Annotated in this window: 18 protein-coding genes and 1 riboswitch; of the genes, 15 read left to right on the top strand and 3 right to left on the bottom strand. The window is 57.3% G+C overall.

Annotated features, from left to right (window positions below; genetic code table 11):
• Window positions 1–3: 3 nt before the first annotated feature.
• Window positions 4–657: a pyridoxamine 5'-phosphate oxidase family protein gene (locus ABIE48_RS23750; RefSeq protein ID WP_192717318.1), complete on the bottom strand. Its 654-nt coding sequence runs from the start codon at window positions 655–657 to the stop codon at window positions 4–6.
• A gap of 206 nt (window positions 658–863) precedes the next feature.
• On the opposite strand from ABIE48_RS23750, the gene pdxR reads away from it, so the two are divergent.
• The 5 genes from pdxR to ABIE48_RS23725 all read left to right on the top strand — a co-directional run bounded on the left by pdxR (window position 864) and on the right by ABIE48_RS23725 (window position 5,634).
• The gene (pdxR, locus tag ABIE48_RS23745) at window positions 864–2,324 is read left to right on the top strand and encodes a MocR-like pyridoxine biosynthesis transcription factor PdxR (RefSeq protein WP_192717317.1); all 1,461 of its coding nucleotides are present in this window, start codon (window positions 864–866) and stop codon (window positions 2,322–2,324) included.
• 198 nt (window positions 2,325–2,522) lie between these two features.
• Complete coding sequence (locus ABIE48_RS23740; protein WP_145029282.1) at window positions 2,523–3,308, top strand: AraC family transcriptional regulator; 786 nt, start codon at window positions 2,523–2,525, stop codon at window positions 3,306–3,308.
• 91 nt (window positions 3,309–3,399) lie between these two features.
• The gene (locus ABIE48_RS23735) at window positions 3,400–3,522 is read left to right on the top strand and encodes a hypothetical protein (protein WP_260866982.1); all 123 of its coding nucleotides are present in this window, start codon (window positions 3,400–3,402) and stop codon (window positions 3,520–3,522) included.
• 233 nt (window positions 3,523–3,755) lie between these two features.
• Window positions 3,756–4,751 (top strand): phosphotransferase enzyme family protein, encoded by a 996-nt coding sequence (locus ABIE48_RS23730; protein ID WP_192717316.1) that lies wholly within the window; start codon window positions 3,756–3,758, stop codon window positions 4,749–4,751.
• A 25-nt stretch (window positions 4,752–4,776) separates the two neighbouring features.
• The gene (locus ABIE48_RS23725; protein ID WP_192717315.1) at window positions 4,777–5,634 is read left to right on the top strand and encodes an SDR family oxidoreductase; all 858 of its coding nucleotides are present in this window, start codon (window positions 4,777–4,779) and stop codon (window positions 5,632–5,634) included.
• A gap of 18 nt (window positions 5,635–5,652) precedes the next feature.
• On the opposite strand, the gene asd is transcribed toward ABIE48_RS23725, so the two are convergent.
• Entirely contained in the window at window positions 5,653–6,447 is a 795-nt protein-coding gene (gene asd / locus ABIE48_RS23720) for an archaetidylserine decarboxylase (protein ID WP_145029276.1), read from the bottom strand.
• Between the two features lie 280 nt (window positions 6,448–6,727).
• A riboswitch (TPP riboswitch) is annotated at window positions 6,728–6,841 on the top strand.
• A gap of 79 nt (window positions 6,842–6,920) precedes the next feature.
• On the opposite strand from asd, the gene ABIE48_RS23715 reads away from it, so the two are divergent.
• From ABIE48_RS23715 to ABIE48_RS23705, 3 genes are read left to right on the top strand one after another with little or no spacing between them, the layout of a single operon-like run.
• Window positions 6,921–7,532, top strand: a complete 612-nt coding sequence (locus ABIE48_RS23715; protein ID WP_354519762.1) for an ECF transporter S component — start codon at window positions 6,921–6,923, stop codon at window positions 7,530–7,532.
• Window positions 7,525–9,135: an ABC transporter ATP-binding protein gene (locus ABIE48_RS23710; protein WP_354519760.1), complete on the top strand. Its 1,611-nt coding sequence runs from the start codon at window positions 7,525–7,527 to the stop codon at window positions 9,133–9,135. The genes ABIE48_RS23715 and ABIE48_RS23710 overlap by 8 nt, the downstream gene beginning before the upstream one ends.
• Window positions 9,132–9,944 (top strand): energy-coupling factor transporter transmembrane component T family protein, encoded by an 813-nt coding sequence (locus ABIE48_RS23705; protein WP_192717314.1) that lies wholly within the window; start codon window positions 9,132–9,134, stop codon window positions 9,942–9,944. The genes ABIE48_RS23710 and ABIE48_RS23705 overlap by 4 nt, the downstream gene beginning before the upstream one ends.
• Before the next feature lie 189 nt (window positions 9,945–10,133).
• Here the strand turns inward: ABIE48_RS23705 and ABIE48_RS23700 are convergent, their stop codons facing one another.
• Window positions 10,134–11,237 carry a YheC/YheD family endospore coat-associated protein gene (locus ABIE48_RS23700; RefSeq protein WP_354519758.1) on the bottom strand — a complete coding sequence of 368 codons (1,104 nt, stop codon included), beginning with the start codon at window positions 11,235–11,237 and terminating at the stop codon, window positions 10,134–10,136.
• 376 nt (window positions 11,238–11,613) lie between these two features.
• Here ABIE48_RS23700 and ABIE48_RS23695 point away from each other — a divergent pair, with 376 nt between their 5' ends.
• From ABIE48_RS23695 to ABIE48_RS23665, 7 genes are all read left to right on the top strand, one after another.
• Window positions 11,614–17,970 (top strand): WIAG-tail domain, encoded by a 6,357-nt coding sequence (locus ABIE48_RS23695; RefSeq protein ID WP_354519756.1) that lies wholly within the window; start codon window positions 11,614–11,616, stop codon window positions 17,968–17,970.
• A gap of 173 nt (window positions 17,971–18,143) precedes the next feature.
• Window positions 18,144–18,326: a hypothetical protein gene (locus tag ABIE48_RS23690; protein WP_186326167.1), complete on the top strand. Its 183-nt coding sequence runs from the start codon at window positions 18,144–18,146 to the stop codon at window positions 18,324–18,326.
• On the top strand, window positions 18,319–19,020 hold the full coding sequence (locus tag ABIE48_RS23685; RefSeq protein ID WP_354519754.1) for a glycosyltransferase family 2 protein: 702 nt from the start codon (window positions 18,319–18,321) through the stop codon (window positions 19,018–19,020). The genes ABIE48_RS23690 and ABIE48_RS23685 overlap by 8 nt, the downstream gene beginning before the upstream one ends.
• 5 nt (window positions 19,021–19,025) lie before the next feature.
• Window positions 19,026–20,144 carry a glycosyltransferase gene (locus ABIE48_RS23680; RefSeq protein WP_192717311.1) on the top strand — a complete coding sequence of 373 codons (1,119 nt, stop codon included), beginning with the start codon at window positions 19,026–19,028 and terminating at the stop codon, window positions 20,142–20,144.
• A complete protein-coding gene (locus ABIE48_RS23675) occupies window positions 20,144–20,896 on the top strand; it encodes a glycosyltransferase family 2 protein (protein WP_186320360.1) in 753 nt (250 codons plus the stop codon). The genes ABIE48_RS23680 and ABIE48_RS23675 overlap by 1 nt, the downstream gene beginning before the upstream one ends.
• A gap of 32 nt (window positions 20,897–20,928) precedes the next feature.
• Entirely contained in the window at window positions 20,929–21,660 is a 732-nt protein-coding gene (locus tag ABIE48_RS23670) for a sugar phosphate nucleotidyltransferase (RefSeq protein ID WP_192717310.1), read from the top strand.
• A gap of 299 nt (window positions 21,661–21,959) precedes the next feature.
• Complete coding sequence (locus ABIE48_RS23665) at window positions 21,960–22,745, top strand: GT-D fold domain-containing protein (protein ID WP_192717469.1); 786 nt, start codon at window positions 21,960–21,962, stop codon at window positions 22,743–22,745.
• Window positions 22,746–22,770 lie beyond the last annotated feature (25 nt).

Raw genomic sequence — 22,770 nt, 5'->3', positions numbered from 1 at the left:
GCTTTACTCTTCTTCGGAATAGGGATCCGGGGCCAAGGTTTGCTGCATATGAGGGCAAGCGCTGCTGCGAATCAGCTCCATCGTCTCCCGATCCTTGCCGCGGCCTCTGGCGTCCAGACCCTGCAGCACCTGTTCCCTTTTGTCCTCCGTCAAATTTTGCCCAAACTTGAACTTCGCAGTGATTCGGTCGGGAACGATCCGCAGAACGGCGACCCCGCGCAGCCTGGAAGCGTATTTGGGGTTGGCTGCGTCAATGGGGGCGTATCCGCCCTCGGGCTGGAGCTTGTTCATAAATAGGGTAAAGGCAGCTGCTTTCTCTTCCAGGTCCTGTACGATTTCGACCCGTCCCGATGCGGTCACGCTCTTGAAATACGAAGTGGCGGGGCAGGCCATCAGAGGGTCGGTGAAGTAGGAAGGAATGATCGCATATTCCTCCGCGACGCTGAAGCTCACCGCGGGGTTGGCGGCGAGGTGGTCCATTTTTTCGCCGAAACGGCTGCCATGCATGTAGAACATGCCTTGATGATACACATAGTTGATCGGGGTCACCCGGGGATGTCCGTCTTCTCCGAGGGTTCCCAGGAAGCCAAAGCTCATCTCCGACAAAAACGCCTCGATTTCTTCCTCACGCATCACTTCAAATTCATTTCTTCTCATTGGTTTTCTCCTCCTTGATGCATCGCTTGCCGATCGGCGGTTATCGCTGCGGTGACAACAGCATAACGGGAATATTGACAAGGAAAAAGGTCCAATTTAGAGTATTTTTTATAGTCCATTTTGCTGGCGGTTGAGACGATAAGCGGTCACGGGAGGAAAAATACGTTTGTTGAATCTGGTTCCGCAGCAATGGAGGGGAGGACGGCATGGAGATATCCCTGCATCTGGAAACTTATATTGAGAAACACCGCTACAAGTACCTGGCGCTGTATCACGCTCTGAGGGACGCCATCATGGAGGGGAGGCTGCCTGGAGGAACGAAGCTGCCTTCGACCCGCGAGCTGGCGGATCAATACGGCTTGTCGAGAGGATCGGCCGCCTTAGGTTACGATATGCTGGTGTCGGAAGGCTATGTCCACAGCGAAGTGGGCCGGGGGACCTTCGTGGCTCAAGCGGGACCTGCGCCAACAGCAGGGGGGGATGCGGCTGCCGCACCGCTTGCCCTATCCCGCTGGGGAGAGCGGCTGCTAGAGCTCCCGGCAATCCCGAGATTCGGCGGCGAGGCTCCCGCCGGCATCGACTTGGGGGGAGGCGGGATGAGCATGGAGCTGTTTCCCTATGCGGAGTGGCGCAGCGCCATGACCTATGCAGGAGGCCGGGGCGGAGAGGATATGCAGCGCGGAGCTGATCCCGCCGGGGACCTCGGTCTGCGGCAGGCACTCGCCGCCCACCTGCGCGTCACGCGGGGAATTCATACCGGTCCGGAGCAAATCGTGCTCTTCAGCGGATCGATGCAGGGTATTACCCTTCTCTTTCAGCTGCTGCTGAATGAAGGCGAGGCGGCCGTGCTTGAAGATCCGTGCTATTCGGGAATCATCAGGGCGGCAGCTGCCTGCGGAGCGGAGGTGATTCCGGCTGAGGTCGATGTCCACGGCATCCGTCTGTCCGATTGGGACGCCCGCCTTGTACTGGTGACGCCGAGCCGCCAGTACCCGACCGGCGCCGTCCTGACGCTGGAGCGGCGCCGGCAGCTGCTGGACTGGGCGGAGCGGCAAGAGGCGGTCATCCTGGAGGACGATTACGACAGCGAGTTCCGCTTCGGCGGCAGGCCGATCGAGCCGCTGAAGACGCTGGATACGCGGGATCGGGTCATTTATATCGGCTCCTTCTCGAAGACGATGTTTGCCGGGCTGCGTCTGGGTTACGCTATCGTCCCCCAATCGCTCGTGGATGCGGTGCTGCGGGCCAAAACGCTGTACGAGCCGCTGACGACAGGGCTGCTCGAGCAGCGGGCGCTTGCCCGGTTTATGGCCCGCGGCGATTATGGCCGGCATCTCCGCCGACTTACGCGGATCTATGGTGCCCGCCACCGCCGTTTCTGCACCCGGATGCGGGAGAAGGCGGGGCATCTGTTCTCGCTGATGCCGGGAGATTCCGGCCTGCATGTGTATGCCTATTGGCTGCAACCGCCGGAAGCTTTTGCAGCCTTTACAGCCGCAGCAGCGGCTCGTGGCGTAACGTTCAGGGACGCGTCCGGCTACAGGATCCAGCCGGGACCTCCGACCGCCTTTTTCAGCTATGCCCGATGGGATGAGCGGCAGTTGGAGGAGGGGGTTGATCGGCTGGCTGCGGCATGGGAGGATATCCGGCATGACATGAACGGGTAGGCGAAGCAAGCATCGCAACCGCTTGCGGTTATTTACTGTGCTGTGAGCATTAGGAGAAGGTGCGATTTTGGACAGGCCTACAGGGGCGGTAAACCCGGCGGAAGCTCAGGGGATATGGGCCGGATGTGCAAAAACCGCGCCGAAATAGTATCATAGGGAGGAAAGATATGAGTCTATGATATAGGGGGGAATGACGACATGCTGCACGCATCGCCGTCATCTTTTGAAATATTGCCGTCCCTCGCCAAAATTGTGTGCGAGCCCGGCTGGAAATGGCAGAAGCGCGAGAAGGCGCTGGAAAATTACGATTTATTTTATGTATGGAGCGGGGAAGGGACCGTCATCCGGAATGACGAACCGTATGAGGTCGGCAAGGGGAGCTGCTTCCTGTTCAGGCCCGGCGACCACACGAGCGCCACGCACAACCCGCAGAAGCCGCTCGTTCTGACTTACAGCCACTTTCGGGTGTCCGAGCCTGTGACGGATATTCCGCTGCCGTACCGGAAGCTGACGGAAACCGTTGACTTTGAATACATGCTTGCCCGTTACGTCAGGTTGTTTCTTGTGAACACCTACGCCGCCCAGGAAGAGGGGCAGCTCATCCTGAAGCAGCTGATGATCCATCTGCTCCGGCACGACCGGCAGCAGCCGGAGGAGAAGAAGGTCAGCAACCAGCTGACCGAGGTGATCCACGAGATCGCCAATTACATTCAGCAGCACCCCGGCTTACCGCACCGGGTCGAGGATCTGGCTGCCCGCGCCGGGTTGTCGCCGCGGTATTTCTCGATCAAATTCAAGGAGCTGATCGGCTCACCCGTTCAATCCTACATTATCCGGACGCGGATCGACCGGGCGCAGCATCTGCTCCTGCATGCCGGCATGAACGTCACGGAGGTGGCCGATGCGCTCGGATACCGCGACATTTTTTTCTTCAGCCGGCAATTCAAGCAGTATACGGGCAAGAATCCGTCCGAAATCCGGTAATTGTTTCCTGCTGTTTCGCGGTCTTCCCCTTTCGGGTAATAAGCTTCAAGCTTGCAAATGCACCGAATAAACGAAGGGAGGAAAGCATCGGATGAGCAGACGGCGGATTCGCAGGCGTGACGGGTATGCCGCAGCTGCGGCGGCGCGGGGGAACTGCCGTAACCGGATGCGCCGGTTCAGACCGGTCAGCATCATGAGCGACGTATGGTTTTAACCCCACTCGTTAACCTTTTTTATGAACTTCATCACACATGATATAAATGATGTCTAAGAGCAGCGCGGGATGCCAGCCCGCCGCTGCTTTTTTGTACGCGCATCATTAGATTGGAATTGCCTATAGTACCGGTTACGCGGAGAACGCAGTTCTTGGTTGCGCTCTCCCCCGGCCTGCCGGCTTATGGTATGCTGTGGGAGCAAGGTGTTAAGCAGAGGATGGAGGATAGCGAAATGAATGAAGCATTCGGAGCAAATTCGGAGGACAGCCTGCGCCTCCTGCTGGTTCAGGCGGAGCAGGTGCTGATGTCCGCCCTGGAGAAGTTTGGCATTAAGGAGGAACAAGCGGAATTTGTTCAAATTTCAGACCATATTACGTACCGGGTGAGCGCGCGGTCAGGCGGTAAATTTTTGCTGCGGATCCATCCGGTGTCGGCCGACGTACCGGCCATCCGTTCGGAAATGATGTGGCTGAATTGGCTTTCTTCCCAAGGCCTGCCGGTTCCGGAGGGCGTAGCGGACCAGGAAGGGAATACCGTGGCGATTTGCGAGGCGGACCGGAGCCAGGGCTGGCCGGTGACGCTGCTGCGCTGGATCGAAGGGGAGCAGGCGGAGGGCGGCCTCGATGACAGGCAGGTGTACCGGATGGGCGTGCTTATGGCCAGGCTCCATCAGGCTGCGCAGAGCTTTGTTCCGCCGGAAGGGTTCGTCAGACCCGAATGGGGGGCTGCGAGCCTGACAGAAGATATGCAGCGGCTGGAACGGCGGCACCGCGCCTTTCTGAGTTCCGATGAATGGGAGCTTTATGTACAAGCGGCGGACCTAATCAAAGGGCGGATCGCCGCATGGCCTCCGGGCCCTTCCCGGTACGGTATGATCCATGCGGATCTCCACGAAGGGAACGTTGTATTCAAGGACGGGGAACCTTGCCCTATCGATTTTGGCCGCTGCGGGTTCGGTTATTATGCATACGACTTGGCGCAGGCGCTCATCGGTCTGTACCCGGCACAGCGGAGCATGCTGCTGGACGGGTACGAAAGCATGCGACTTCTTCCGAAGGAGAGCGTGTCCATGCTGGAAACCTTTTTCCTGCAGGCGGTCCTGGAGAATCAGGCGTTTCACGCCGGCAATCCGCAGGAAATTCCGTCGCTGAAGGAACAGAAGGGGTATATTCTGTCCGCGATCCGCAGCTACTTGGCGGAAGAGCCGTTTTTGTTTCCGGCGAAATAACATCTGAACGGGGAGTGGAGCGCAATTGGGAGGACATGATGAGCGGCCGGTCGCGCTGGTCACGGGCGGTTCCAGCGGCTTTGGGCTGCTGGCCAGCGTGGAGCTGGCTGCCTCCGGTTACACGGTTTTTGCCGGCATGCGAAGGCCGGAAGCGAGCGGGGAGCTGATGGACGCTGCGCAGACGGCGGGGGTCAGACAGCATATTCACGTGGTTAGGCTAGATGTGACGGACGGGGGACAGGTGCTTGAGGCCGTATCGGGCATCCTGAAATCCCACGGACGCATTGACGTGCTTGTGAACAATGCAGGCACCGCATACGGAGGAATGATCGAGGAGATTCCGATGGACGTGTGGAAGGCGCAGCTGGAAACGAATTTCTTCGGGATGGTTGCGGTCACCCAGGCCGTTCTTCCCGCGATGAGGGAGGCCCATCAGGGAACAATCATTCAGATCAGCAGCGTCAGCGGGGCTGTCGGGTTTCCCGGCTTTGGTCCCTATGTCTCGTCAAAGTTTGCTGTAGAGGGATTTAGCGAATGTCTTGCCCTGGAAATGCGACCATTCGGCGTCGATGTCGTGGTGGTGGAGCCGGGTTCGTACGGAACGGCCATATGGGACAAAGGATTTGCGCAGATGAGCGCCGCCGAGCGGTCACCCTACGAGCGGATGCTGAGCCAGGTGATGGCCTTTTCCCGTGACAACGCCGACCAGCGCGGCGATCCGGCCGATGTGGCCCGGCTGATCGCGAGAATCGCGCGTATGAATAAACCTGCATTCCGCTATGCGCTGCCTGTTGGCACACGCTGGACGATTAAGGCCAAGCAGCTGCTTCCGGACCGGTGGTTTCAGCGGATTATGCTCGCGCTCCTAAGCAAAAAAGGCTGAGCCGGATTCGCTTCCGGTTCAGCCTTTATGCGGGTGCAGCTGACCGAGCAGCTGGCCCATGCGGACATGATCTCCGGTCCGGAGGTCTGTCCGCGGGGTGAACGCGCCGTCCTGGATCAGCAGCACGACGGTCGAACCGAACTCAAAATAGGCGAGCGGATCGCCGTTACGCCAGGAATTGGCGGTTTCGTCGTCGTAGCGGATGCTGCTGACATTCATGGCGCCGACTTTGACGACCGCGACTTCTCCCAGGGCTCCCTTGATATACGTTATCAGCCTCTCATTGCGGCACAGCACGGATTTCATCTGGGTCATGCCAAAATCATTGACCGGGTAGCATCGTCCCTTGATATGCTCGCTCTCCACCTTCACGCCTGTGATGGGAGAGTGGATCCGGTGATAGTCGGTAGGGCTGAGGTACAGCACAAAGACATAGCCATGTTTATATAACTCCAGGTGGGGAGAGAAATTAAGCAGCTCCGCCACCGAATAATCCTGCCCTTTCACGTTCAGAATCGTGCCTGAGGTGATTTCACCCATTGCGGTGATCTTGGCGTCGACGGGGCTCGTGAGTACGTGCTCGCCTTCGTGAATTGGACGCATGCCGGGCTTCAGCCGCCGTGAAAAAAATTCGTTGAGCGTGCGGTATTCATAGATTTCTTTCTCCGCTTCATGCGCCGGGATCTGATAGCTTTTGATAAACGTAGGGATGACCCCTCTGCTGAGCCGGCTGTGCGAGAAGCGTCCCATCATGGAAGAGAGCCACTTTCGCGAGGAGAGCTCTGTCATGAGCCGCAGTAATTTCTTTGTCATGCCTAATCTCCCTTCCATACGTGCCTGTAGCACTCTGAATATATTGACATAGAACGGCTATCAAATCAATATGCAACAAATGCTGGAAACCGCCCCGGAGAAAAATGGTATTGCCAATCCTTCGAGGATCATGTATTTTGGAATCAATACGGGCCCGAGCCGACTCATCGAGGCGAGGTGCCTGTTACACGGAATCGAACCCAAGCATCTCATCGCTTTGGACGGCGATGGCTCCGGGACCAGGAGGCGGCGATGCCGCGCCTTGCGTTCATCTGTGTACATATGGGAATACGGGAGCTCGAGCGAATCGGGCTGAGAGTGCAGCTAATGAACCGCTGCTGACCGGGAATCTGATCTGGATAATGCCAGCGTAGAGAATTCAAGTCCTTTTATGGGCTTATTTGACGATCTCCCTCGCTTATCCAGGGGGTTTTTTTATTGCCCAATTTTGGAAAAAGAAAGGATGTTGTCAAATGAACAGCAGTACGATGCAGATGGATCGGCCGAAGGGGCTGAAGCTCAGCGACCTGCTCGTGACGATTCTGCTATCCCTCGTGATCGGGGTGGTGTACCATTTTTGGGGTTCGGTGAACGACTTGTTCAAGCCGCTGTTTTTCCAAGCGGATGAGCTGTTGTACGGCATGTGGTTCCTCGCTTCGACACTTGCCGCGCTGCTGATCCGCAAGCCCGGCGTAGCCCTCCTGGCCGAGGTTGCCGCGGCTCACGTAGAAATTCTGTTCGGCAGTGAATGGGGCCTTCAGCTGGCGATTTACGGCGTGGCGCAAGGTCTTGCCGCGGAGCTGATCTTCGCCCTGTTCCGTTACCGCAAATTCTCCATGGGGGTAGCGGCGCTGGCCGGTATGGCTTCGGGATTGGGATCATTCCTGGTGGATGTGTACTACGGCTACGTCACGGACTATACGACATGGATGATCGTGTTCAAGTACGTGATGCGGTTAATCAGCTCGGCGGTACTCGCAGGGTACCTGGCGTATGCCCTGACCAAAGCTTTGGAAGCAACCGGAGTAACCCAGCTGCTCCGGCCGGTGACAGCCAAGGATTATGAAGCGCTCGATCATGACTGAGGCTAACCGGGGAGCCGCGACGATGCAGCATCCGGCGGTGGATGAGACGGGTCAAGGAGCGGATCAAAGGGCGGATCAAGGGAGCGGGCAAATTGCCGTTTCGGTAACGGACCTGCGCCTGAAGTTTCCGGGTGAGAAGGCGTTCGTGTTCAAGGATGTTTCCCTGTCCGTGCCAGCCGGGGAAAAGGTGCTTCTGCTCGGCCCAAGCGGATGCGGGAAATCGACGCTGCTGCAGGTGCTCGGCGGGTTGATTCCGGCGGTCATCGACGTTCCGCTCAAATATGCGGACATCCGGAAGCCCCGCTCGTGCGGGTATGTATTTCAGGACCCGGATACCCAGTTCTGCATGCCGTATGTCGATGAGGAGCTGGCGTTTGTGCTGGAGAACCGCCAAGTAGCCAGGGAGGATATGGTGCCGCGGATGCGGGAGGCGCTCGGGCGGGTCGGCCTGGACCTCGAAGAGCTGCACACTCCGATTGAACGGCTGTCCCTTGGGATGAAGCAGCGGCTCGCGCTCGCTTCGGTCCTTCTGCTGGAACCGGAAGTGCTCCTGCTGGATGAGCCCTCGGCGCTGCTGGACCCCGAGGGGAGACAGCAAATTTGGGAGGCGGTTCGCGGTGTATCGGCCGGACGGACCGTGCTGATCGTCGAGCACCGGATCGAAGAAATCGTGAACTGGGTCGACCGGATCGTTCTGTTCGCGCCGGACGGAAGCATTCTGGCCGACGGCAAGCCGGCAGAAATCTTCACGGCGTACCGCCGGACCCTTCAGGAAAATGGCATTTGGTATCCCGGCGTTTGGGAGGATTATATCCGTCACCGGGATACATGGAACAGCGGCCTAGTGCAATCCCCGCAGCAAGGCGCGGACTTGGCGGCGCCGGTCCTCTCCTTGCGGGGGTTTGTCGGTCTCCGCGGAGATGCGCCGGCGATCATGGTGGAAGAGGCGGAGGTATATGCCGGCGATTTTGTCGCCGTTGTCGGTCCTAACGGGGCGGGGAAAAGCTCCTTGCTGCTGAGCCTGATGCAGCTTCTTCCGACAGCCGGCAGCTACGTGCTGGAAGGCAGGCTGCTGCAGGGAAGGGGCAGGAAGCGGACCTGCCCTTCGGACCGGATCGGGTTCGTGTTTCAGAACCCGGAGTTTCAGTTTGTTGCCCAGACAGTACTGGAGGAGACGGCCTATTCCCTTCACATGCAGGGCGGTATGTCGCGGGCTGAGGTGGAGCGTAAAGCCGAAGACTGCCTTAAGACGTTTCATTTGCACGGCTTGGAGAACCGGCACCCGTATCAGCTCTCGACCGGACAGAAACGCAGGCTGAGCGTTGCCACCGCGGCGGTGCGCCGTCAGGCGGTGCTGCTGCTGGATGAACCGACGTTCGGGCAGGATGCCCGCAACGCCTTTGCCATCCTGGAATACTGCGAAGCGCTTCGCCGCAGCGGCACGGCGATCGTTATGGTGACGCATGAGCGAGAAATCGCTGAGCTGGCCGCTACCCAGGTATGGGAAATCCAAGGCGGAAGCCTGACGGCGATAAAGCCCGGGAGGCGGAGGCTTGAAGGAGATGGCGCAGCTTCGGATGCGCAGGAGGAGGTGAGCGGATGAACCGGTTTTTGACTCCGAGCCGTCATACCTGGCTGCACCGGGCGAATCCCTCGCTGAAGCTCGCCGTGCTGATCATGTTGTTTATCGTTACGATTCAGACGCGAAGCATTGATTTTGCCGTCTATCAGGCAGCGGTCTACATCGCCCTCCTGTTTCTGCTCAGCGGTTATCCGGCATGGAAGGTGGCGCTGCTCGTTCTCTCCTTCAGCCTCGTATTCGTCTCTTCATCCCTGACGATGATCCTATTCGGGAAAGGGGATCACGTCTGGTGGCAGTGGGGGCTGTTCCGCGTATCCGAGGAAAGCTTCTACCGCGGGCTGCACCTGGGATTCCGGGCGATTGCTTTTGCGGCAGAAGGACTGCTCTTCGTCATGACCACGCCGTCCGTCAAGCTGTTCTATTCGCTGATGCAAAATTTTCGCCTTCCCCCCAAATTCGCTTACAGCTTCATGGCGTCGATCCGGCTGCTGTCCATCGTATGGGAGGAGTTTCTCATCCGCAGGCAGGCGCTGCGGATCCGCGGCGTACGGACAGGCCGGGGGCCGAGTGGCCTCCTTCAGCATGTCCGGCTGTATGCGGTGCCGCTGCTGTCGCAGAGCATCCGCCGGGCGCACCGCGTAGCTGTGGCGATGGGAGCGAAGCAGTTCAGCGGGTCGGGGCGCAGAACGTACTATTATCCGTCGGCTTTCAGCAGGTATGACGGGCTGGCGGTTCTCATGTTCGTCATTGCCCTAGCGGCGGCGTACTATGCGGCCGCTGCCCTTCCCTGGTTCGGCATCGAAGATGTCAGGTACCATGGACAAGGTTAAGCCGTATAATAGCTATTAGCCGATGCAGAAAAAACCGGAAAAGCGGCATGACACATTTTCGGTCTTTCGTTTAAGCATCTTTTTGTCCGGCATCCGTTGTTTTCCCGGTTTCCCGTTCTGCGTTTTTACCTGCTTTATCGGATTTCCGGAGGTTTGCACACTTTATGACAGACTAACCCGAGATCCGGCTCAAAGTCCTGTGCCGGCGTGCTGCCGATTTACCAGGTACCGGGCATAGGCCATGGGCTCACGATATGTTTTTTTCCAATACTGGGGCATATTGGCGTTTCGGAAGCCGTAACGCTGATCCCGTCCGTTGCATTCAATAAAATACGGCTTGCCGCCCTTGGTGACGCCGATATCCAGGCCAAGGTCCGCCGCAAAAGGCAAATGCTGCTCCAGCTGCCGGGCCACGCCGAAGGCGAGCTGATGTACGCTATCCGATATTCTGTCCGCAGATAACCCCGGCAGGCTTTCGGCCAGAATTCGTTCGGCCGGGAAGGCCTTGCCGCCTTGAGCGACATTGGAGACGAACATTCGGGATGCGGCGACTTTGGCGTACATTCCCGTCAGGCTCCAGCTGCCGCTGATGCCTCGCTGGATGGAGACGCGAAGGTCATAAGGCCGCTGTTTATATTCCGCCAGTGCGATGCGTTCCTGGACAAGAAAGGGCGCCTGGGAGATCCGGCGCAGCAGGATGCCCGGAAGTTGTTGTCTATTCAAGCGAACCGTCGTCCATCCCAGGGATCGCCCGGTTCGGGCATAAGTAAGATACCAATGCTGGCCGTGGGCGTGAAGGCGCATAATTCCTCTGCCGACGCTGCCGACGCAAGGCTTTAATATCAGATCACGATATCGCCGCATCATTTCCTGGACAGAGGAAGGGGCGGCGATCGTCGTATCGGGAAGATGCTGCGAAAGCAGCGGGTTACTTTCGAGCAAGTGATGAATTTCATCTTTCCCGTACCGATTGTTGGCGTTGAATATCATATATCCGCCGTCTATAAGACGTTGAATTCTATTTTTTGATCGTCCGTCAAAGTAGATGGCCCGGTTATGAATGACCCTTGGCAGCGGAAGCCTGGTGTAAACGTATTTCCCCTCTCTCAGAACAAACGCCGAACATTCATGGCGTTCAATATCGATATCCTGTAGTTTCATATAGCACGGCCTCAAGCCGAACATCCGGGCCGCCTCTTCATAATTGATGAGGGATTCCGCTCCCGTCTTTCCGCCGGGAATTCCCCGGTGCACCGCTGCATTCAGCAGAATTCCAACATCAGAAATCCACACGTTCATCCCTCCCTGGCATTCTGTCATCCCACTTTTTATATATCCTATGCCATAGATTGCTATAAGCAAGGGTCTTTGTCCGTAACGTGCCGCCTATTTTCTCAAACGGTGAAGGATGAATGCACAGAGTAGTTATTGGTGGGCAGGTGACACTCATGTCCTCAGGATGTCCCTCGATCATCCCCCGATCATCCCCCGAATTTCAACCTTTTATCCCTGAATATTTGTGATCCCGTCCTCCCGGATTGTTCTGCCGGAAGCATCCATCCGATTGGCTAGTTCAAAATCGTTACAAAAACCGGGAAATCAGTGACAACGGCCTATTTGTTCGCATATGATGCCCAAGATGCATCCGGTCAGGAAGGAGCGAGGTCTTTTGAAGAAGAAAAATAAAAGCCGGACGGTTAAACAACCGAACAAGAACCTCTATTTCGTGGATAATCCTGAAATTCAGGAGTTGGAACTGATCCGTAAAAGCAAAGTAACGGCGCCAAAGACAAACCAACTTGATTCATATGCGGAAATCCGATCCATTGCCCCTGATGCAGTCCTTGAAAAGGAAGAAGTCCAGCAAACAACGACTTTGGACACAGTTGAACCGATACAAGAGCACCAAATGGAGGACACTGCAGAGAGCAAGCCTGAGGCAATAGAAGAGCCCGAGGAGGAGGTTGTATCCGAGGAAGCGGTACCCGAGGAGCCTGTTATTGAAGAAGCTATACCTGAGGAGACGGTGCCGGTTCGGGACCGTGAGGAGCTGGAGGAGATCATTGAAGAAAAAAGGATGCCAAACTCCCCGGAGCCAATCATTTATACGGATGATCTGAGCGACGGTTCGGTCACGACGTCCAAAATTGCGCTCCGGGCCATTGACTCGTCCAGACTTCAGCCCGGCTCGGTAGGCAGCGAGGCCATTGCCGATTATGCTGTTTCTCATATTCACTTAGCCGACGGCTCCGTGGTCTCCTCGAAAATTGCCTCTGAATCCATTTTGGAGGAGCATCTGACCGACGGCGCGATCAGCGGCAGCAAAATTCGGGATCGCTCCATCAGCGGGGAAAAAATCCGCGACGGAAGCATTACATCCGCCAAGCTGGGCGACCAGGTGATCGATTCCACCAAAATCGCCGACGGTTCCATCACGTCACGCCATTTGAGCAATCTGGTCGTAAACACAGATCTGCTGCAAGACCAAGCCGTAACGGCAAGCAAAATTGCTGGGGCCAGCATCCAGTCCATGCATTTGACCAATGAAGTGATCGACACGTCGAAACTGGCCGAAGGCGCCGTTACCGGCTCGAAGATCCGGACCGGCGAAATTACGGGCGACAAGCTGAAGGAGCGCTCCATCGAAAGCGTTCATATACGGGAAGGATCACTGACCGGGGAACTTCTTCAGAACGGCTCCGTTGGCGGAAATCAAATCGCGACGGGGAGCGTGTCAAGCGAGCATGTCGCCAAAAAATCAGTCGGCACCCAACATCTGCAGGATGGAGCCGTGACCGGACCAATATTGGCACCCTTTGCGGTAACGTCCGCGCATTTGGCGGATGCGACCATTCGCGGCAAGCATATCGCCCCCGGCGAGATCACTGCAGCGCACTTGGCCGACCACAGCGTCGGGGCGAACAAATTGGCGGAGCAGTCGGTCGGAACGGTGCATATCGTCGAGCAGACGGTCACCTCATCTAAAATTGCCGATCAAAGCATTCTGCCCCAGAAGATTGCAGACGAAGCCGTGCAGACCCGGCATCTGGCACAAGGTGCCGTCCAGAAAGCACAGATTGCGCCGAATTCCATCCAGACGTCCCACATTCAGCAGGGGGCTGTTAACGGCAGCCATATTGCGGCAAACGTCGTGGAAGGCTCTCATGTCAGACACGGGTCGATCACCACGGGACACATTACCCGCAGCGCCATTGTCGAGCAGCATATCTCGGATGGAGCGGTAGCTTCCCGTCATCTGCAGAACAAATCTGTCATTGGTGAAAAGCTCGCAGGCGGCAGCGTGACGAGCGGCATACTGGCAGACGGCGCGGTCGGCGGCCGCAATATAGCCGAAGGCGGCATCAGCGCGGAGCATATCCGCCCGGCTTCGATTCAGGATCGGCATTTGTCCGACAAAAGCGTGCGGGCGTCCGCGATTCAGGATCAGGCCGTCACAACCCAGCATATAGCCAAAGGTTCGGTGAACGCAGATCATCTGACGCCCGGAATCGTACACAACGCAATCATTAGTAATGAAGCGGTAACTGCAGAAAAGCTCTCGGCAGGAAGCGTTCAATCCGGTCATCTCAATCACGGCATTATCTATCCGGCTCACTTAGCGGACCATGCGGTCACTTCCCTGAAGCTTTCGCCCGAAAGCGTGGCGACCGACAAAATTCAAGATCTGGCGGTGACGTCGGCCAAACTGGCTGATGGCAGTGTGAGCAGCCCCAAGCTGGCCTCCGCGTCCGTAAGCAGTGAGCATTTGTCCGACAACGCCGTCACTTCCCGCTCGATCAACGTGGGTGCGGTAACCCAGCGGCATCTCTCGGAAGAATCAGTCGGCGGAGTACAGCTTCAGCCCGGCTCGGTTTCCAGCGTGCATTTGCACAGTGGAGCGGTCGAAGAAAAGCATCTGGCTGAAGGCATCGTCAGCGAACGCCATCTCACGGCCGGCTCGGTCGGAGGAACCCAGCTTCAGGCTGATTCCGTCACCGGAGCGCACCTGCAAAACCATTCAGTAGAAGAGAAACATCTGGCCGAAGGTATCGTCAGTGAGCGCCACCTCACGGCCGGCTCGGTCGGAGGAACCCAGCTTCAGGCCGACTCTGTCTCCGGAATACACCTGCAAAACCAAGCGGTGGAAGAGAAGCATCTGGCTGACAATATCATCAGTGAGCGCCATCTTACAGCCGGTTCGGTCGGAGGAACCCAGCTTCAGGCCGACTCTGTCTCCGGAATACACCTGCAAAACCAAGCGGTGGAAGAGAAGCATCTGGCTGACAATATCATCAGTGAGCGTCACCTTACGTTCGGTTCGATCGGCGGAAATCAGCTTCAGGACGGTTCCGTCTCCGGGGTGCATCTGCAGAACCAAGCGGTGGAAGAGAAGCATCTGGCTGATAATATCATCAGTGAGCGTCATCTTACTGCAGGCTCAGTCGGAGGGAATAAGCTTCAGGCCGGTTCTGTTTCCGGTGAGCACCTGCAAGACCGTACTGTCGAGGAAAGACATTTGGCTGAAGGCATTGTCGGCGAGCGTCATCTCACACCCGGCTCGGTCAGCGAAGGGCATCTGCAGTCCGCATTGATCCAGGAACGCCATTTGAGTCAGTTATCGGTTAACACAGAAGCCATCAAGGACGGCGCAATAACCGCATCGAAGCTCGGACCGGAATCGGTCGGCAGCGTCAATATCAAACAGGATGCCGTCCGCTCCATTCATCTCCATGAGAAAAGCGTACAGCAGCGGCATCTTGCTCCGGGGGCGGTCGGTTTCCGGCATCTTGCTCCGGATTCCGTGGGAGAAGAGCAGCTTCAGTCAGGCAGCATCAAGGCCCAGCATTTGGCCGAAGGTGCCGTTTATTCGGAGGCACTGCAGGATGGTGCGGTGGGCGCCTCCAAGCTGGCACCGGCATCCGTCGACAGCGCCCATCTGAAACCGGCCTCCATCGGTTTCGAGCATCTTCAGGAGGGGATTATCCGCAACGGCCACCTGGGTGAAGAAGCTGTCGGCTCTAAGCAGTTAGCGCCGGCATCCGTCACAGCGACCCATCTGACGAACGGCAGCATACAATCCGGCCATCTTGCCCCGGATGCGGTATCCGAAGTTGCCCTCCAAGGCGGATCGGTAACCGGTGACAAGATCGCGCCGGATTCGATCGGAACCCGCCATATCCAGGCAAAATCGATCGGCTCGGCTCAGCTTCAGGAAAAGAGCGTGGAGAAGCAGCACATTGCCCATGGTGCGGTGGACTTCAGGCATTTAGCCCCTGAATCGGTCGGAGAGGAACAGCTGCAGGCAGGCAGTGTCGGTATGCAGCATCTGGCCACGAGTTCGGTGCATACCGAAGCGCTGCATCCCGGTGCGGTCACAGCCGATAAGCTGGCGGACACGTCGATCGGAAGCCATCACATCCAGACAGGGGCCGTAACGGCGGAGCACCTGGCCTTTGGGGCTGTTCACGAGCATGCGCTGAAGGATGGATCCGTAAGCTCGGCTAAATTGGCCACGGGTGCGATAGGAAGTGTCCACATCCAGCCGGAATCGATCCTCCCGCTTCACCTTCAGGCCGAGAGCATCCAGGATTGGCATCTGCAGCCAGGACTCATTCAGGGCCAGCATCTTACAGAAGGGGCCGTCGGTCCGGATCATCTTGCCCCCGAATCGGTCACCTCGGATCATCTGCAGCGGAGCAGCATCCAGCCGCATCACCTGGATCGGAGTTCCGTAACGACTGATTCTCTGAAGGACGAAGCCGTTACGGGGAATAAAATCGCTCCAGGCTCGGTTAGCAGCAGCCATGTCCAGCCGGAATCGATTCAGCCGTCCCATCTGCAGCCCGGCCTCATTCATGGAGAACATCTTGCAGAGGGAGCGGTCGGCGCGGAACATCTGGCAGCTGAATCCGTCACCTCGGATCACCTGCAGCAGGGCAGCATCCAGCCGCACCACCTGGCATGGAATTCGGTCATGACGGATTCACTCGAAGACGAAGCAGTGACGGGGGATAAAATCGCTTCCAACGCGGTTGGCAGCAGCCATATTCAGCCGGAATCGATCCAGCCGCACCATCTGCAATCCGGCATTGTACAGGAATGGCATCTGCAGCCGGGTATCGTCCAGGGCCAGCATCTTGCCGAAGGTACTATCGGTCCGGATCATCTGGCGGCCGATTCCGTCACCTCGAATCATCTGCAGTCGGGCAGCATCCAGCCGCATCACCTTGCGCCGGATTCGGTTACGACCGATTCACTGGAAGATGATGCTGTGACTGGGGATAAGATTGCCTCTAATACACTGGATGGCAGCCATATCCAGCCCAAATCGATCCGGTCTTACCATCTGCAACCCGGCCTTATTCGCGGAGAACATCTTGCAGAAGGAGGGGTTGGCCCGGAGCATTTGGCGTCCGGATCCGTCACCTCGGGTCATCTGCAGCTAGGCAGCATCCAACCGCATCACCTTGCGCCGGATACCGTCACGACCCAATCGTTGGAAGATGAGGCCGTTACGGGCGACAAGATTGCTCCTCATGCGGTCGACGGCAGCCATATCCAACCCGAGTCGATCCAGCCGTACCACCTTCACGCTGAGACTATTCAGGAATGGCATCTGCAGCCAGGCCTTATCCAGCCGCATCATCTGGCGGCGGATTCGGTTACGACCGAATCGCTGAAGAAGGAAGCCGTAACAGGGGATAAGATTGCTTCCCAAACGGTTGGCGGCAGCCATATCCAGCCGGAATCCATCGAACCGTACCACCTGCAGCCCGGCCTCATTCAGGGCGAACATCTGGCAGAGGGAGCGGTCGGTCCGGATCATCTAGCTCCTGAATCCGTATCCTCGGACCATCTGCAGCCGGGCAGCGTACAACCGCATCACCTTGCGCCGGAGTCCGTCACGGCCGATTCGTTGGAAAAGGATGCTGTAACGGGGGATAAGATCGCTTCCCGTGCGGTCGACGGCGGCCATATCCAGCCGGAATCCATCGGTTCGTACCACCTGCAGCCCGGCCTCATTCAGGGCGAACATCTTGCAGAAGGAGCTGTCGGTCCGGATCATCTGGCCTCTGAATCCGTATCCTCGGAACACCTCCAGCCGGGCAGCGTCCAGGCGCATCACCTGGCGCCGGAGTCCGTCACCACCGGTCTGCTGGAAGATGAAGCCGTCACAGGGGAAAAGATTGCCCCGAACACGATAGACGGCAGCCACATCCAGCCGGAATCGATTCAGCCGCACCATCTGCAGTCCGGCATTGTGCAGGAATGGCACCTGCAGCCCGGCCTCATCCAAGGTGAACATCTTGCAGAGGGAGCGGTCGGTCCGGATCATCTGGCACCTGAATCCGTATCCTCGGAACACCTCCAGCCGGGCAGCGTCCAGGCGCATCACCTGGCACCGGAGTCCGTTACCACCGGTCTGCTGGAAGATGAAGCCGTTACGGGCGATAAAATTGCCCCGAACACGATAGACGGCAGCCACATCCAGCCGGAAACGATTCAGCCGCTTCACCTTCAGGCGAGAAGCATCCAGGAATGGCATCTTCAATCCGGGGCGGTCCATTCGGACCATATCCAGAACGGGGCGATCCAGAACAGGCACATCGCCGCTAGGTCGGTCACCGGTGAACAGCTTGCTTTTGCACCCGTTCAGAGTGCTTCGGGACAGCCGGCCCTTCAACAGTACGGCATCACTTCTTTCCGGATCGGCGAAGGCCAGCTGCAGGTTGAAGTGCCGGTGACGCTGCCGGAACCGTATCCAAACACCCATTATGTGATCGTGGCGATGTGCAATCATCCCGATTTCTATGCTGTATTGAACACGCAGCGGGAAGATATCGCCTTTATCGAAGTGGTGAGAAGACGGGTGGGCCCGGAAACCTTCGGTTTCCTGTCCTGGATCGCGATCGGCTCGGTCTCTCCATCAGGAAAAGGAACCACGGGCTATGCACAGCGCAGCATGAGGCAGCGGAGCGCGTTCAGGGCCGAGGCAGAACCAAAAGAGAATAAAGATAAGGAATAACAAACAAGCGCGGGGCAGAGTCCCCGCGCTTGTTTGTTATGCTCTTGATAATCAGCAAGTATTGCGATGAAATCCGTGAACGATACCTAAATACATTGCACAAACGCCGCTTCCACGGCATTCACCACGGCATAGGATGTGATGAGATACATGCTGATATGACAGGGAGGGATATGTCGAATGATGAGGCGGATAAGATACAGACGAACCTATCGACCAACCCGCCGAAGGTACCGACAAGCATCGAAGACGGGCGTATGGTCAAGAACCAGGCTTCGAACCAAGCCGCAGGCAAGGCGGATGCCCCATACCGACCTTCCTCCGGTCTTATCGGTGATCATCCCTGCGATGAATGAACAGAAGACGATCGCTGCCGTGGTCCGGGAAGCGCTGCGGGTACATCCTTCCTGCGAGGTTATTGTCGTAGCCAACGGCTGCCGCGACCGAACGGCAGAAGCGGCCGAGTCTGCGGGGGCTCGTGTGCTGAGATACGAGCATCCGCTTGGGCATGATGTGGGAAGAAGCGCAGGGACGCAGGCCGCCCGGGGTCAGGTCATGCTGTACCTGGACGGAGACATGCCGATCGGTGCCGGGCAGCTTCGTCCCTTCGTCACGGCGGTTATTGGCGGGGTAGATGTCGCGCTGAACCGGTATAGAGGCCCGGTTCGCCGGCGTCAGGCGCATCCGGTCGTTCAGGCCAAGCATGTTCTAAATACGATGCTACGCCGCGCCGATCTGCTTGGAGCCTCTCTGACCGCTGTCCCGCATGCATTAAGCCGTCGCGCCGTCGACATGCTTGGAGACGAATGCCTGTCGGTCCCTCCCCTTGCTTTAGCGAAGGCAGTCACCGCCGGGCTCAAGGTCGAAGCGGTTCATGAAATACCCGTAGGACGGTTAAATAAGCGGAGAGTTAAAGTGGACGGAAAAGATCCACTGCAGGAGGTGGTTCTTGCGGATCATATTCAGGCAGTGAAGTGGTATTTGTCGGTAACGGATCCGAGGGGGCTTCGAAGCGATCTGGGAAGGGAACGAAAGCGGGTGAGAAGGTGAGCCTGATGAGAAGAAGAACAAGAAGAAGTGTAACGGCTCGGTCTCGAATAAACTGGGCCGGGAGGAAGCGACGGCAGGGAAGGCGCACCATTCCGAAGCAGAGCCGTGCGGCGCTACCGTCAATCTACCGGGCGGGGGAAGGCAAGCTGGCGGATGCCGCTTATCAAGCAGGACTCCTTGCAGGAGGCAAAGCCGACGCCAAAGAAGGAGAAGGGGATGTTCTCCTCTATGAATCGCCGCTTCAGCGGGCGTTTTCCGATTGGTGCGCGGCACATGTGAAAAAGCGTCCGGATATTCGAACGATGCTCCGGCTGTCAAAGAGCTACACTGGCGGCTATGCCAAAGCCTCCGGGCAAAAGGACGCCCGTATTCCGCTGCCGTTGGCAAGGACGGCCGCAGCTGTCGTCTGTGCCAGCAACGAGCAGGATACGCTGGGCAAGGTGCTTCAGCAATTGGAACGGCTCCCGTTCCAGGAAGTAATCGTCGTACTGAACGGCTGCCGGGATCAAAGCTACTCGGCTGCACGCAATCACCGGATCGCCAGCATCCTCCATGTTCCGGGCCGGCTCGGACATGACGTGGGCCGGAGCATCGGGGCCGCCATGACCTCGGCGGATATCGTGTTGTTTACGGACGGGGATGTCGTGATCTCCGCCGAGGAACTGGCTCCTTTTATATATAAGGTGGATGAAGGGATTGACGCTGCGCTGAATGACCTGAATCCGTATTTGCCGCCATATATGCACCAGGATGAGGTGACGCGGTGCAAAAGCTTTTTAAATACGGTGCTCGGGCACCCGGAACTGGGGGCAAATTCGCTAACGGCCGTTCCACATGCACTGGCAAGACGTTTGATTGATGATATCGGCAGCGAGCAGTTGATGGTTCCCCCCAAGGCCCAAGCCCTGGCCCTAGCAAAGGGACACCGCTTCGCGCTGGTGCAGCCGGTTGACGTGATCAGCTCAAACCGGAAGCGTCCCGGGAATACGGGCACCGGCAATGCGGTGGCAGACCTGATTATCGGTGACCATGCGGAAGCGCTCCATGCGCTGATTGATGCCGGCTGGATGCCCCAATCTTCTACAGTCTCGCGGACGGAAGTCGCCTTGCGGAGGAATGCCTGATGAGTCTGAATCAGCGAATGACGAGCATCATCATCCCCACGCATAACGGCCTGCATCTGCTTGCCCCCTGCATCGAGGCGATCCGCAAATACACCGATACGCCGTACGAAATCATCGTTGTCGACAACGCCTCGACTGACGGTACCGACGGCTACTGCATCAAGGAGGGAATTCCATTTATCTCCCTTCCGGCGAACCGCGGGTTTCCAGTTGCCTGCAACATCGGTCTGGCGGCGGCCGGAGGGGACGATCTGCTCCTGCTCAACAACGATGTGACGGTTACGACGAACTGGTTATCCAATATGCTCGCCGCCCTGCACAGCCGGCCGGATGTCGGCTTGGTCGGGCCTGTTACCAATGCAGCCTCGGGTAGACAAAAGGTGGATGTTTCTTTTAACAATACAGAAGAATTCCAGCTGACAGCTGCTCGAAACAATCAGCCAGATCCGTCCCGCTGGGTGGAAGTGAACCGGGTTATCGGCATGTGTCTGCTTATAAAACGGGAAGTGCTGAGCAGGATCGGATTTCTGGATGAAGCATTCTCACCAGGTCATTATGAGGATGACGATTACTGCTACAGGGCTCGGTTGGCCGGCTTTCATCTGTTGATTTGCGGGGATGCGCTCGTTCACCATCAGGGCAGCGCAAGCTTTAAACAGGCATCCTCCGAACAGATTCAACAGCTGATTGACCGGAATCACCGCTTGTTTATAGAGAAGTGGCAGATTGATCCCCGCCAGTTTATAGAGTAAGCAGGCAGCATATCTGAAGGAGGAGTGGTGCAGTGAGAGGTATTATCTTGGCAGGCGGGACAGGTACCCGATTGTATCCGCTGACCCGGCTGATCAACAAGCATCTGCTACCTGTCGGAAAGTATCCCATGATCGTATACGGCATCGACAGATTGCGCCAGGCAGGAATCAAGGAAATTCTTATTGTCATGGGCAAACAGTCCGCAGGTTTGTATACGGAATTTTTGGGAAGCGGTCAGGACTTTGGTGTGCAGCTAACCTACCGGATTCAGGAGTCTGCGGGAGGAATCGCCGAGGCGCTGGATCAGGGAAGAAGTTTTATTATGAAGGACGAAAAATTCGTCGTTCTGCTTGGAGATAATCTGTTTGTGGATGATTTGAGCACGTATGTAAATAAATTTGCGCAGCAGCCTGTCGGGACGGCGCGGGTTCTCCTGAAACAGGTTCAGGATGCCAGAAGGTATGGTGTCCCGGTGTTTGACCGGGCGCGCCCGGAGCTCATCAGCCGGATTGAAGAAAAGCCAGCGAAGCCTAAATCTTCTTACAGCGTCACCGGTTTTTATATGTATGATACCGCCGTGTTCGATATCATTTCCGGGATCCGTCCATCGGACCGGGGAGAACTCGAAATAACCGACGTCAACAACGTCTATGCGGCAGACGGGCGGCTGGAGTACGATATCCTGCAGCATTGGTGGGGCGACGCGGGAACCTTTGAATCTCTGCAAGAAGCAGGCAAAAAAATGAAGGGAATTCTCCCATGAGCCGCCCTCGGATTCGAAACAGAGCCTTCATTCCTCCATGGAAGAGGGCTCTTCGTGTCAAATTGGCCAAGCGACGTTTAATACTCCGTCGGCGGCATGGTCCCCTGAACCGAAAGGAGAGAAGAAAGCACAAGTACGGCCAGCGGGGAAATGGTATAAAGCATCCGAACCTGCCGGGGCTTACTCCCCTCGCGGTGCATCCTCTTCCCCAAGAGAGGCCCAGTGAACCCAGCACGGAGCCCTCGATCGATATCCAAAAAGTGCAGGACGCTGCTTACCAGGCCGGATATGCAGAAGGGGTGGAGGAGACAGTCGCCTCCCAGCTTCCACCGTATACGGTACTGCCGGATATAGGTGCCAATGAGGTCATCGCCGCGGGAATATCGGCATACCGGGAACATTGGCTCCAGCTATTGCGCCCCGAAGAGGTCCATGGCCGCATGGCGCATGCCTTGGCCGTTGGCCAGCCCCTGTCGGTTGTCCGACTGGGAGACGGAGAATTGCTGGCCCTGGCCCATGACACCGTGCTTTCGCTGGAAGAAGTACGACAAAAGGGGCGCTTTCTCTCGACAGCAGGAATGCAGCTGCCTGATCCGCAGGCACGAGATATGCTGGCCGATTCGCTCCGCATGGCCGGGATTATCGGCATTCCGCATTCCCGTCTGCCGACGTTCCAGGGCCTTTTGTTCCCGGTGCTCCGGTATTATGGGCTATCTTACCGCAGCCTGACACTGACGACATCCACGATGAATTATGCGCTGCATGAGCATGGTCTGCTGCAGCAGCTTCTCCCGGGGAAACGGCTGCTTCTGATCGGAAACCGGGCTCCCGAGCTTGCGAATATGCTGCTGGCTTCGGCTTCGCTGACCATAGCCGGTGTAATCAGCCCGGTGCGGGGATTTTCGGACATTCCAAGGGTGATGCAGGAGGCGGCCATATGCGAATTTGACCTGGCTCTCGTGGCCAGCGGCATTCCCGCGGTCGTGATCTGCGAGCGTATCGCGAGCCAGCTGGGCAAAGTTGCGCTGGATTTTGGACATCTGGCGGATAAGCTCGTTTCAGGTGAGATTCCTTATGCCAGATAGTAAGGTGTATAGCGGAGAGAAATAT

Source organism: Paenibacillus sp. OAE614 (genome assembly GCF_040546645.1).
In the GTDB taxonomy this organism is placed as follows: domain Bacteria; phylum Bacillota; class Bacilli; order Paenibacillales; family Paenibacillaceae; genus Paenibacillus_AQ; species Paenibacillus_AQ favisporus.
This window is presented reverse-complemented; position numbering and strand designations above follow the sequence as displayed.